General features: G+C 35.1%; 7 protein-coding genes. 6 read left to right on the top strand and 1 reads right to left on the bottom strand.

Features of this window, described 5'->3' with window-relative positions:
- Positions 1-56 precede the first annotated feature (56 nt).
- From JM658_RS03815 to JM658_RS03790, 6 genes are all read left to right on the top strand, one after another.
- Positions 57-2,963, top strand: coding sequence for a SusC/RagA family TonB-linked outer membrane protein (locus tag JM658_RS03815; protein WP_236957903.1), 2,907 nt, complete (start codon positions 57-59; stop codon positions 2,961-2,963).
- 12 nt (positions 2,964-2,975) lie between these two features.
- A complete protein-coding gene (locus tag JM658_RS03810) occupies positions 2,976-4,592 on the top strand; it encodes a RagB/SusD family nutrient uptake outer membrane protein (protein WP_236957902.1) in 1,617 nt (538 codons plus the stop codon).
- 12 nt (positions 4,593-4,604) lie between these two features.
- Positions 4,605-5,759: a SusF/SusE family outer membrane protein gene (locus JM658_RS03805; protein ID WP_236957901.1), complete on the top strand. Its 1,155-nt coding sequence runs from the start codon at positions 4,605-4,607 to the stop codon at positions 5,757-5,759.
- A gap of 102 nt (positions 5,760-5,861) precedes the next feature.
- Positions 5,862-7,310: an alpha-amylase gene (locus tag JM658_RS03800; RefSeq protein ID WP_236957900.1), complete on the top strand. Its 1,449-nt coding sequence runs from the start codon at positions 5,862-5,864 to the stop codon at positions 7,308-7,310.
- 339 nt (positions 7,311-7,649) lie between these two features.
- Positions 7,650-10,739, top strand: a complete 3,090-nt coding sequence (locus JM658_RS03795) for a SusC/RagA family TonB-linked outer membrane protein (protein ID WP_236957899.1) — start codon at positions 7,650-7,652, stop codon at positions 10,737-10,739.
- 11 nt (positions 10,740-10,750) lie between these two features.
- On the top strand, positions 10,751-12,328 hold the full coding sequence (locus JM658_RS03790; RefSeq protein ID WP_236957898.1) for a RagB/SusD family nutrient uptake outer membrane protein: 1,578 nt from the start codon (positions 10,751-10,753) through the stop codon (positions 12,326-12,328).
- Between the two features lie 200 nt (positions 12,329-12,528).
- Here JM658_RS03790 and JM658_RS03785 read toward each other — a convergent pair whose 3' ends face one another.
- On the bottom strand, positions 12,529-14,484 hold the full coding sequence (locus JM658_RS03785; protein ID WP_236957897.1) for a protein-disulfide reductase DsbD family protein: 1,956 nt from the start codon (positions 14,482-14,484) through the stop codon (positions 12,529-12,531).
- Between the last annotated feature and the right edge of the window lie 21 nt (positions 14,485-14,505).

The following is a 14,505-nucleotide window of genomic DNA, read 5'->3' as shown; positions in this document are numbered from 1 at the left end:
AACACCGAGAAGTAAAAATATAAGCTAACAATTATCAAACTATTTTACAATTTCTTATGAAAATATTTCAAAAATTAAATCTACTAATGTTCCTAATACCGATAGGGATTTTTGCCCAGCAATCGATTAGTGGAGTCGTTACAGACGCATCGACAAATACCCCCATCCCGGGAGTAAATGTTATCATAAAAGGAACAACTACAGGAACGACTACAGATTTTGATGGTATGTTCACAATTGAAGCAGAAAATGGAACTACGCTTCAATTCTCATACATCGGTTTTAGTCCTTTAGATAAAACAGTTTCTGGAGCAACTATGAATGTAACTTTAACTGAAGATACACAACAATTAGACGAAGTTGTAGTAATTGGTTATGGTTCTGTAAGAAAGAAAGATGCTACGGGAGCCGTAGATCAGGTTTCTACGGAAGACTTTAACCAAGGGCCAGTAGTTACTGCTGGACAGTTAATTACTGGTAAAATTGCAGGGGTTTCTGTAACCTCAGGCGGTGGAGCTCCAGGAGAAGGTCAAAACATTGTTATTCGCGGACAAGGATCTTTATCTTTAAACAGCTCGCCATTATACGTAATTGATGGAGTGCCGATTGCAGGTGATAACACGGGTGGTTCTAGAAGTCCGTTAAACTTTATTAACCCGAATGACATCGAAAGCATGACGGTTCTTAAAGATGCATCTTCTACAGCAATTTATGGTGCTAGAGCTGCAAATGGAGTAATTATGATTACTACCAAAAAAGGAAAAGGGAACGATTTTAAGTTTAGCTACACTGGTTCCACAACATTATACACACCTACAAATTATGTAGATGTTATGAATGCTGACGAATTTAGCACACTAATAAACGAAGTTGGTACTGCAGATGAAATTAGTCGTTTAGGGAACAGCAATACAGATTGGCAAAGAGAAATCTACGATGATGCTTTTGGTTTTGAGCATAACTTAAGCACTACAGGAAATATCGGTGGATTTATGCCTGTTAGAGCTTCTATTGGTTATACAGATCAAGATGGAGTTTTACAAGGTGACAACTTCCAAAGAACAACAGGATCTATAAACCTTCGTCCATCTTTTTTAGATAATCATTTAAAAGTTGAATTAAATGGTAGAGGATCATATACAGAAAACACTTTTGCCAATAAAGATGCTATTGGTTCTTCTGTAGATTTTGACCCAACACAAGCTATTTATGACGAGAATTCTCCTTTTGGAGGGTATTTTACTTGGTTAAATAATGAAAACGTTAAAAATAGTTTATCACCGACGAACCCTGTTGCTTTAATCAACTTAAAAGATGACACAGCAGAAGTTAGACGTTTTATAGGAAATGCAAAAGTTGATTACAAACTTCACTTTTTCCCTGACCTTACGGCTACAGTAAACGTTGGATTAGATAAAACTAATAGCCACGGGAGAGTAATTATTTCAGAACAAATGCCATCTTCACAATTAGACTGGAATGGATCTTACTCTAACTACACAAATGAGGCTACTAATAAGTTATTTGATGCGTATGCTACGTATTCAAAAGATATTGATGTACATACTATAAATGCAGTAGCTGGATATTCTTATCAGAGTTTTGAAAACGATAATTATAATTATGATAGTGAAGCTGAAGAAGAAGGAAACAACCCTATTAAAATTGATAAATGGAGAAGTGTTTTACTTTCTTACTTCGGAAGATTTAATTACAATTATGATAACAGATATTTAGTAACTGCTACGTTAAGAGCAGATGCTTCATCTAAATTAAATCCAGACGATCGTTGGGGATACTTCCCATCTGTAGCACTTGCTTGGAATATAAACAACGAAAATTTCTTAGAAAATTCAGAAGCAATAAGCGAATTAAAATTAAGAGTTGGTTACGGTGAAATTGGAAATGTAAATGGTTTAGGAGATTATAATTTCTTAACCAAATATACAGCTAGCAGAACCAATGCAAATTATCAATTTGGAGATGGCTTCTACCAAACATACAGACCAGAGGAGTATAATGAAGACCTACGCTGGGAAGTAGGTAGAACTCTAAATGTTGGAATTGATTACGGATTTTTCAATAATAGAATCTCTGGTTCTGTAAATGCATATCTTAAGAAAACCGAAGATTTAATAAGTCAAACAACCATCGATCCCTTTACAAATTTTGCAAATAAAATTGATAAGAACATTGGAGATATGGAAAATAAGGGGATTGAGTTCGAATTAAATGCAATTCCAGTTCAAACCGAAAATTTTAGCTGGAGCATAGGATACAATATATCTTACAACAATAATGAAATCACCAACCTACCAGATCAAGTGGAAGTTGGAGGTATTAACGGAGGAACTGGAAATAACATTCAATTACACAAAGAAGGATATTCTCCTTTTAGTTACTGGGTATACAAACAAGTTTACAATGAAGACGGAAGACCTATTGAAGGTGCTTATGTAGATAGAAATGGCGACAATCAAATAAACAATGACGACCGCTATTTATACAAAGACCCATATGCAGACGTAATTATGGGACTAAACACCAATTTAAACTATAAAAATTGGGATTTAGTAGTTGTTACAAGAGCTAATATTGGAAACTATGCCTATAACAACATGGCTTCAAGTAAAAGTTATGAATTGAGAGCTACAGAAAATAGCATCCTTACTAATTTACATAGCGATTACTATAATACTGGCTTTGTAAGTCTTACGGAAACTAACCTTCAAAGTGATTATTATGTACAAGACGCCTCATTCTTTAAAATAGACAACATCACTTTAGGATATACTTTACAAGATGCAATTCCTAGCACAAGTCTTCGTTTTTACGGATCTGTACAGAATGTAGCCACTTTTACGGATTATGATGGATTGGATCCTGAAATTGATGGAGGAATAGACAACAACTTCTACCCAAGACCGAGATCTTTCGTATTTGGTGTTAATCTTAATTTTTAAAAAGAGCTAATAATGAAAAATACATATAAATTACTCATCGCTTTATTCGCAACTGGATCCCTAATGGTTTCTTGTCATGACGATTTAAATCAAACTCCAATCGACCCAGACAGTTTCACAGAAGAAAATGTTTTTGCCAATGCAGATGAAGCCAAAGGAGCATTAGCCAAACTTTATGCAAGTTTAGCTCTAACAGGTCAAGAAGGACCTGCAGGAGATCCAGATATATTAGGTAGTGACGAAGGGAACTCCCAATATTCTAGAATGCTTTTCAATTTAAATGAACTAACAACAGACAATGCAGTATCGGGCTGGGGAGATCCTGGATTACCTAACCTACATTCCATGAGTTGGGATTCAAATAATGATATAGTAACAGAAATGTATAATCGCTTATCACAAGAGGTTTCATTCTGTAATTCATTTATTGAAAAGGTGACACCTCTAAACGAAACTGCAGAAGTTAATTCTTTTATTGCTGAAGCAAGATTTTTAAGAGCATTTGCTTACTATAACTTAATCGATTTTTATAGTGATGTTCCACTTGTAACTGTAGTTTCCACAGATTTACCTGAACAGAATACAAGAGCAGAGATTTTCAATTTTATTGAAACAGAGTTAACAGAAATTGAAACTTCACTTAAAGAAAGTGGTGCTAATGAGTATGGGCGTGTAGATCGTGTTGCTGCTTGGGCATTATTATCGAAGCTTTATTTAAATGCAGAAACTTGGATTGGAGAAGCTAAATATACAGAAGCAATTACTTATGCAAATAAAGTTATAAATTCTTCATACAAATTAAATACAACTGATGCTAATGGAAATGGCTCAGCTTATGATGAACTATTCTTAGCAGATAACGACTCTAATGGCGCACAAAATGAACTCATATTTGCTTTAAATTTTGATGGAAATCAATCAAGAACTTATGGAGGCACTACCTTTTTAATTAATGGATCAATTGGAGGCTCCATGAAACCATCAGATTATGGCGCTAACAACGGTTGGGCAGGTCAAAGAACTACAAAATCTCTTGTAGAAAAATTTGACACTGCAATTACAAATAATGATGATGATGGTTATCCAATTGAATGGTCTGATGCGAGGGCAATGTTTTATACAGACGGACAATCTTACGAAATCAATACTATTGCAAACACATTTACTGATGGTTATGCGGTAACTAAATTTAAAAACATCGATTCTCAAGGAAATGCTGGAAGCGATGAAGGTGGAGATTTTGTAGACACAGACCTTCCTATAATTAGAGTTGCAGAAATCTATTTAAACTATGCTGAAGCTACTCTAAGAGGTGGTTCTGGTGGAGATTTAGCAACAGCAACTTCATACATCAATGCAATAAGATCACGTGCTAATGCAAGTAACATCGCACAAGGAGATCTTACTTTAGACTTTGTTTTAGATGAAAGAGCAAGAGAATTGTATTGGGAAGGACAGCGTCGATCTGACTTAATTCGTTTCGGATACTTCACTAGTGGAAACTACTTATGGCCATTTAAAGGTGGAGCTAAAAACGGAACAGGTGTAGATAGCTACAGAGACTTATTCCCTTTACCTAGTAATATCGTAATAATCAATACAAACCTAACTCAAAATACTGGTTACTAATAAAAACTAATCATGATGAAAAAAATATCACTATTACTGATTGCCTTTATAGCAACATTAAGTTTTAATGCTTGCTCTGATGATGACGAATTCACTTTCGTAGCAAAACCAGATCCTGAAGGAATATCTTTTGAAAATACTCCATTAGCTTCTTATGAATTAGAAGCTGAGAACGAAAATAACTTAGCAGAAAGATTTGTTTGGAATGCAGCCAATTTTGATGCTCCAACACCTGTAAAATATGAATTACAGTCGTCTGCAGATAACACTTTCGATGGAATTACAGTATTGGCTTCAGATTTAACTGAAACCAACTACGGTGTAACTATTAAAAGCATGATTACACTAGCAGAAGATGCAGGTTTAGACAGCGACCCAGAAACGGAAGCACCAAACACTGGAAATCTATTTTTTAGAGTAAGAGCTTATGTTGGTGACAAAACATCTAATTTGGTAGAACAATTATCAGATACATTGTCTTTAAATGTAGTTTTGGTAGAGCCTACAGATGGTGCAGAACCAATTGAGCTTAAACCTCAGTTTTATCTTGTAGGAGATGCTACTGCTGCTGGTTGGAACCCAGATAACACAAATACTCCTCTTTTTAGAGATCCTGAAAATGACAATGCATATTATTTTACTGGTCGTTTTGCTGGAGGAGCAGATGTTGAAGGGTTTAAATTACTAGAAACACTGGGTGAATGGCAACCACAATGGGGGCTTGATGGTACAGATGTTAGTAATAACGAGATTTTAGGAGGAGATCCTTCTGCATTTAAAGTTTCTGAAGATGCTTACTATAGCTTTTCAATAAACAAAGAAGATCTAACGTACACTTGGGAGAAATATGATGCCTCTGCTGCCCCTATCTATAGTAGTATCGGTATTTTAGGTGATGCTACAGAAGGTGGATGGGATGAAGATCAAGATATGATTAAATCTACATTTGACCCACATATATGGTATATCGAAGGAATTACAATCACAGATGGGGAAGCTAAATTTAGACTTGATAATGAATGGGAAACTAGCTGGGGAGCAGATACAGCTCTTAGCGGACAAGGAACTATTGGAGGACCAAATATTCCTGCAACAGCTGGAACTTATAACGTTTGGTTCAATGATATAGATGGTAGATACCTATTTATTCGTCAGGTAACTGAATAATATTTAATAGTATATCTATTTATGAGGCAAGGCGAAATATTCATATTCTATGTTTGTTTCGCCTTGTTTGCTCAACAGAAATTTTAATCAAAAATAAAACTTATGAAAACCAAACTTCTATACTTATTTGCAACAAGCTTTTTTATATTATCATCTTGCTCCAGCGATGATGACAGCTCTTCAGTTGACCCAGAGCCAACACTGCCAGAAACTGGTGAAGTAAAACCATTAGACCTTTCAAAATATGATAGCGGAACGGATGTAATGCTCCAAGCTTTCTATTGGGATGTGGAACCAAAAGGAGATTGGTGGAATATTTTAAGTGAAAAAGTAACCGATTGGGCAGATGCCGGTATAGATCGTTTGTGGCTTCCAGTTGCTACAAAAGGACAATCTGGAGGGTATTCTATGGGATATGACCCTTCTGATTATTTTGATTTCGGTGAATTTGAACAACATGGAACCGTAGAAACAAGATTTGGAAGTCGTGAAGAGCTAGAAAACTTAATTTCAAAAGCACATGATAATAACCTTGAAGTTATTGCAGACATTGTAATAAATCATAATTCTGGAGGTGGCGAGGAATACAACCCATATAGAGACAAAAATACTTATACGTTATTTGACGAAACACACGGAAATGCTTCTGGAATGTTCAATAGAAATTATGAGAATTTTTATCCTAATAGCACAAGCGATTATGATGATGGAAGTCTTTTTTACCCTGAACAGAATTTAGATCACAATCAAGAATACGTCCAAAATTGGCTATGGAAACAAGATAATTCCGTAGCAAAATATTATAAAAACACTATGGGTTTTGATGGTTGGCGTTTTGATTATGTTTTAGGATACGAGCCATGGGTTGTAAAAGATTGGATCGATGAGGTTGGTGGATTTTCAGTAGTGGAATTATGGGATGGAAGCGCTTCTGTTTTAGAAAAATATATTGAAGAAACTGGTAGTAGTGCTTTCGATTTCTCTACGTTCTACAAATTAGAAGAAGCTTTAGATCGTTTTGAAGATTTAAATTATTTAAATGAAGAAATGCTTTGGCAAACTTATCCCGATAAGGCAGTTACTTTTACAGCAAACCACGATACTGAAAAGGATAGCAATGAAGATAACTATATAATGTCAGACCATAAACTAACAGCTTATGCTTATATTTTAACTCACCCTGGTTATCCAACTATTTTTTATTCTGATATTGAAAACGACAAGTTCACTGAACAATTAAAACAGCTAATATCAATTCATAATAGTATAGCAATTGGTGATACAGAAATCTTATATGTTGACACAGATGAATATATAATGACAAGAAAAGGAACTTCAGAAAACCCTGGATTAATTCTATACATAAACACTTCTGATAACATAAAACGCAGAAATGTTACAAGTAATTGGAAAGATACAGTACTTTATGATTATACCTCTAATTCAACATATACTCCAGTTACAACTGAAGATGGAGAAGTATTACTTGAAGCTCCAGCAAACGGTTACGCTATTTGGTCTATTACAACTACAGAAACAGTAATAGAATAATAAGTTTGAAGTTGATGCTTTTAAAATAACACAGAACAAAGCATAACATCAATACATTTTTTCACACAAACAAAAGAGGCTGCTTTTTAAGCAGTCTTTTTTATTTATCAATAAAATACAGGTAAAAATAACGTTTATTAATCTAACAAAATATTGACTAAAAAATACATTAACTAATACTTTTTATGCTATATTTTTTTTATATTCACATAACATTATAATAATTTAACACTGTTTTAATAATCTCTTTTCGACTTCAAGCTAACTGAACACCCTAGTTGTAAAGATTTAATCAGTGTTAGATACAAGCTAACTATTTGAACTATAAAATTTAATTGTATGAAGAACAATTTAATCAAAGGTTTGATCTTTGTTGGGGCATTTTTATGTTTTAGCATGGCTCAAGCCCAGACTGTCAGTGGGACAGTATCTGACGCAACTGGCCCCCTTCCTGGGGCTAATGTTCTCGTAAAGGGAACATCTAATGGAACACAGACCGATTTTGATGGAAATTACACCTTAGACAACGTAAGCGCTAATGCTACTTTGGTTTTTAGCTATGTGGGTTTCTCTTCTAAGGAGGTTCCAGTAAACGGACAGTCTACAGTAAGTACTACTTTAACAGAAGATGCACAAGCCTTAGATGAGGTTGTAGTTATTGGTTATGGTACAACAACAAAACAAGATGCTACCGGTGCTGTAGCAGTAGTTAATTCTGAAGATTTTAACCAAGGGGTTATTTCTTCTCCTGAACAACTTATTCAAGGAAAAACAGCTGGGGTACAAATAACACAATCTAGTGGAGAACCTGGAGCTGGTGTCCAAGTTAGAATTAGAGGTACGGCTTCTGTTCGTTCCAACAACAACCCTTTGTTTGTAGTTGATGGAGTTCCATTAGCTGGAGGAAACACTTCCGCAGATGGTGTCGATTTAGGTGGAGGAACAAGCTCTGCTAAAAACCCATTAAACTTCTTAAACCCTAATGATATTGCAAGTATGACTATCTTAAAGGATGCATCTGCAACAGCAATCTACGGGTCAAGAGCAGCAAATGGTGTTGTTATAATTACTACAAAAACTGGTAAAGCTGGTCAAGGAGGAAAATTTGAGTTTTCTTCTAGTACTAGTGTAGCTAAAGCAGCTAAAACATACGACTTATTAGGTAGAGACCAATATTTGGATGCCATAGACCAATATGGAGGGGATCCTAATGCTTTAGATTTTGGAGCAAATACAGACTGGCAAGATGAAGTATTAAGAACATCTTTTTCAAACGATCAAAATCTAGCCTATTCAAACAACTACGGCTCTGGTTATGTAAGAGGATCGTTTAGTTATGCAGATCAAAACGGAATTGTTCGCAACTCTTCCCAAGAAAGAATTACAGGAAGACTAAATTTATCACAGCGTTTCTTAGATGATAAACTAAAGATTGATTTCAACGGTACGATTTCTAGAGTAAATGATGAAGCACCAATGATTACAAATACAGCAGGATCAACTGGAGATTTATTAGGTGCTACCTATTTTGCTAATCCAACTTGGCCAACAGACCTTGGTTTTTCTACTGGGAGTGATTTAATTCCATCTCAAGTGCTAGCATATTATAAGGATATGACTAACACAAATAGATATTTAGCTAACATTTCTGCTGAATACGAAATAATTGATGGGTTAAAAGCAAAAGTTAACTTAGGATACGATGAGTCTTCAGCTGAAAAAAATCAAGCTTTATCAGGAAACATTACAGGAATTAGTAATGGTGCTCCTGTAAATGGAAAAGGTTTTTTTGCTGAAAACTATAACAAGAATGAACTTTTAGATCTAACGGTAAACTATAAAAAAGAATTTGGTAATTCTAAAATAGACATATTAGCGGGTTATTCTTATCAAAGCTTTAAAAGCGCTGGGAAAACAGTTCAAGGTTTTGGGTATGCTTCTACTGATTTAGATCAAATGTTTAACCAACTACAAAACGCATCTAAGATAATAGAAAACAGTATTGATGGATCTTACCAACAATATGGATATGATTCTGATGGTCTATTTGTTAATAGACTATTTCCAGAAGTTTCTGGTAACGAATCATTAACACCTCCTTCTGATGTAGACATGTTAGCAGTTGCTGCAGATAATTATAACAACACAGATGAGTTACAATCTTATTTTGGTAGAATCAATTACACGTATTTAGATCGATATATTTTCACTTTCACATTAAGAGCCGATGGTTCATCAAGATTTGGACCAGACAATACTTATGGATACTTCCCTTCTGGAGCATTTGCTTGGAGAATGGATCAAGAAAACTTTATTGGAGAAGCATTCTCAACTCTTAAACTTCGTTTAGGATATGGTATTACTGGAAACCAAGAAGGTATAGGTTATGGAAACTTTACATTTAGACAACGTTTTGGAGGTATCGGAATTAGTAATGGTGGGGATGTTAATCCTCCTACACTTGGATTGGTTTCATTCCCAAACAGTGATTTAAAATGGGAAGAAACTGCACAAGCAAATATAGGAATCGATTTCGGTTTCATGAATGAGCGTTTAAATGGTAGTATCGATTTATACCATAAAACAACAAATGACCTCCTATTAAAACAAGAAGCTGCACAACCATCTCCACAGCCATTTTATTTTGGAAATGTAGAAGCAGATATTATAAATAAAGGTATCGAATTCGCTATTAACTATGATGTTATTCAAAATGATAACCTAAACTGGAATCTTGGTTTCAATATTGCTTATAATGACAATATGGTTGAGAATTTTAATGGTCAGATTCAAACAGGAGCAATTAGTGGTAATGGTTTAACCGGTGCGTATGCGCAATTACTTGCAGGAGACCAACCTTTATTTTCATATTACCTTAGAGAATTTGGAGGTTTTGATGAAAATGGTATTTCAATATACCCTAATGGAGATGTACAAGAATTCGTAGGAAAAAGTGCTTTACCAACCGTAACTGCTGGACTATCAACTAACTTATCATATAAAAACTGGGACTTCAATGCATTTTTTGCAGGACAGTTTGGGCAATATGTTTATAATAACAATGCAAATGCTTTCTTTACCGCTGGTATCATAAATGGTGGTAAAAATGTGACAGAAGATGTGCTTACCAATGGAGAATCTCCTGCAAATGCACCAGATGTGTCTACAAGATTCTTAGAAAAAGGAGACTTTGTAAGACTTCAAAATGCATCTATAGGATATAACTTCCCAATAAGAGAAGGTTGGTTTCTTGACGCCTTAAGGTTTAACGTAACTGGACAGAATCTATTCGTAATAACTGACTATTCAGGTTTAGATCCAGAAGTTAATACACCTAAACCTTTAAATGATATTCCATCATTAGGGATAGACTACACTAGTTTCCCAAGGCCAAGAACAATTACTTTTGGTATTAATGCAACTTTTTAAAAAATTGATCTATGAAAACATATAATATATATAATTTATTAATTGCTGCACTTTTACTCGGTATTACGGGATGTACAGACCTTGAGATTGAAGAAACAGATTCTCGATTTCCTAATCTTTCGGGTGAATTTACAGGTGTAGATGCAGAAGAAAACCTAAACAATCTCTATAACTCTGTTAGAGGGCAAGTACAAACTCAAGAAAACATGTATGGGATTGTAGAGGTATCTACTGATGAGTTTTTAGTTCCAACAAGGGGAACTGACTGGGGTGATAATGGAGTTTGGAGAACATTGCATGGTCACACATGGAGTACAACTCACAATTTCGTTAAGAATACATGGAATGAATTAAATTCAAATGTGTATAATGCAACTACTATTATTGATCCTTTAAGTAATCCTACACCTCAACAAGCAGCGGAAGCTAAATTTATAAGAGCTTACAGTATGTTTTGGATTATTGATTTATATGGACAAGTTCCTTTTAGAAGTCCAGAAGATGGACCAGATGTTCTGCCTAGTGTGATGACAAGAGCTGAAGCCTTTGACTTTGCGGTTAAAGATTTAAATGAAGCGATAGCAGATCTTCCAAGTACAGGTCCAGGTAGTGAATTAGTAAAAGCTTCTAAAGCATCTGCTCGTTATTTACTAGCCAAGTTAATGCTTAACAAGCATATCTATACTGGAGCAGAAACACCAGCTGCAGCAGATATGACAGAGGTAGTTGAACTTGTTGATGCAATCCAAAATGATGGTTTTGCCCTTCAAGAGGGATACTTTGAGTTATTTACGAATGAAACTGATACTGAAACTATCTTTTTCACAACTTCAGACATAGGTTCTAGAATATGGAATGGGTTACATTACAACCAAGGAGCGCCAGATAATACTGGTGGTGGATGGAATGGGTTTACGACTCTTGCTGAATTCTATGATTTATTTGAAGGTGATCCTAACGTTAACAATCCTGGTTCTGGACAAGAAGAAAGAAGAGGTTTTGTTCCAACAGCAGGTGTAGCAGCTACTGGAGATGATAAAGATGCCGATGAGGATGGAATAAAAGATGGTTCTAACATTGGAGCTGGGTTCTTAATTGGTCAACAATATGGGCCTAATGGAGAGGCGTTGAAAGATAGAACAGGCAATCCACTTTCATACACAAAAGAACTTCCTGGGCTACTCGGTAATAATGAAACTACTGGTATCAGATTAATTAAATATAGACCTGTAAACGGTTCTTTTGCTACGCACATGGTACTATTTAGATATGCCGACGCCCATTTAATGAAAGCAGAGGCTATTATGAGAGGCGGAACATCCGGAGATGACCCACTTACTATGGTAAATGAGTTAAGAACAATAAGACATGCGACTCCTTTAGGAGCACTTTCTGAGCAAGACTTAATAGACGAAAGAGGTAGAGAACTTTACGGGGAATACTGGAGAAGAAATGATTTAATTCGCTTTGGAAAGTTTAATGATACATGGGAATTTAAAGACAACACAGAAGCGTTTAGAGTATTGTTTCCTATCCCAGCTACAGCTATCATTACCAATCCTAACTTAATTCAAAATGAAGGATATTAAGATAAACGAAAGCTATTTAAACGAGTTTAGAATTTAAATATTTGAAAGAGCCCGCCTTTTGTTAAGCGGGCTCTTTTTTTATTGAGCGTAAACACGATAGAAATAAACTTAAATTATGACAATCTCTCTTTCAATCAAAAAATCCACACTATGACTAATCATAATGCGGATTTATAATGTTAGGCAACTTTAATGTACTGCTAATCATTATAGGCTTTCACTCCTTTATTTAGCCAATCTAGGTATTCATCTATATCCGCTGTATACCCTACAGGTGAGATCAAATTATTCTCTTCTAAATCCATCAGAACATAAAAAGGTTGAGCATTTGCTTTATAACGTAAGGTTTGGAATTCACTCCATTTCTGACCAACATACTTTAACTTCTTTCCTGTTATCTTAGAAACAATCTGTTTATCCTCTGGTAATTTTCTTTTATCATCCACATATAAAGAAATAAGAACGATATCTCTTTTTAGCACCTCTAATACTTTTGGATCACTCCAAACACGCTCTTCCATCTTACGACAATTAACACACGCATAACCAGTAAAATCGATTAATACAGGTTTATTTACAGTTTTAGCATAAGCTAAACCAGTTTCATAATCTTTAAAAGCGATAATGTCATTAGGACCTAAATGTGCCCCATCGGGTATGAGTTCCGCAGTATTATCTCCGCCACTTCCCAACTTTGTATAACCTACTCCATAAGGTGATTCGCTATAATTCATAGCTGGAGGAAATCCACTTATCATTTCTAAACGAGCACCCCACATTCCAGGTATTAAGTATATGGTAAATGCTAAAACTAACATCCCCATTCCTAGTCTCCCTACGGAAATATGATTCTCGGGACTGTCGTGAGGAAGTTTTATTTTCCCAAAAAGATATAACGCCAAGGTTCCAAAAACAGCAATCCAAATCGCTAGAAAGACTTCACGCTCTAATATATGCAATTGCAACACAAGATCTGCATTGGATAAAAACTTGAAAGCTAAGGCTAATTCTAAAAAACCTAGAAATACTTTCACAGTATTAAGCCAACCTCCAGATTTAGGCAATGTATTAAGCCAACCAGGAAAGGCTGCAAACAAAGCAAAAGGTAAAGCTAACGCCAAAGAGAAACCTAACATCCCTACAAAAGGAGCTATTCCACCTTTACTGGCTGCTTCTACCAATAAAGTTCCTACTATTGGACCTGTACATGAAAAAGACACAATAGCTAACGCTAATGCCATAAAGAAAATCCCTATCAAACCTCCACGATCTGCTTGTTTATCAACTTTATTAACCCATGAATAAGGAAGTACAATCTCAAAAGCTCCTAAAAAGGAAATTGCAAATACAACTAAAATTATAAAGAATATAATATTAAACCATACATTCGTAGAGAGTGCATTAAGTGCACTTGCTCCAAACAACCAAGTAACAACAGCCCCAAGAAACACGTAAATTACTACAATAAAAAAACCATAAAACAACGCATTCTTAATTCCCTTAGCCCTTGTTTTACTTTGCTTGGTAAAAAAGCTAACCGTCATTGGTATCATTGGAAAGACACATGGGGTAAGTAAGGCTGCAAAACCGGAGAGAAAAGCAATTAAAAATATAGTTAAAAGTCCCTTCTTCTCTTGCTTCTTTTCAATACTACCAGCTACCACTTTATCTGTATCTGCATCATGGGTACTTGTAACATCATTCTGCGCTAACTTGAAAATAAGTTTTTTTACAGTTGGTGGTAAACAACGCTGATTATTTGAAACCATAAACTCAACTTGGCCTTCTATATTTTCAATTTGAAAATTTTTTATGCTCACCAACTGTTTAAACACAACGCTGCGCTCAAAAGATTCAATGTTCATTTTAAAAATAGAATCATAGATTGCAACCGTTTCTGTTGAAGTAACTGTTCCTAATACTTTATAACCCGAAGTATCTTCAAAAGTAAAAGTGGCAGGCATAGGCCCATTTGTAGCCTTTTCTTGTGAAAAAAGATGCCACCCCTCCTCTATTTTAGCTTTAGAAACAAGATTATACTCTGTACTAGATACTTTTTCAATACTAGTTTCCCATTCTACAGGCTCAGATATTTGCGCCCAAGAAAAACTTAAGCCGAAAACAATCAAGCTCAGTATAAAAAAATATTTTTTCATTATCTATAATTATTTGATGAT

The organism is Joostella atrarenae, assembly GCF_021764745.1.
In the GTDB taxonomy this organism is placed as follows: Bacteria; Bacteroidota; Bacteroidia; order Flavobacteriales; family Flavobacteriaceae; genus Galbibacter; species Galbibacter atrarenae.
Note: the sequence above shows the minus strand (reverse complement) of the source record. Positions and strands in the feature narration are given on the sequence as shown.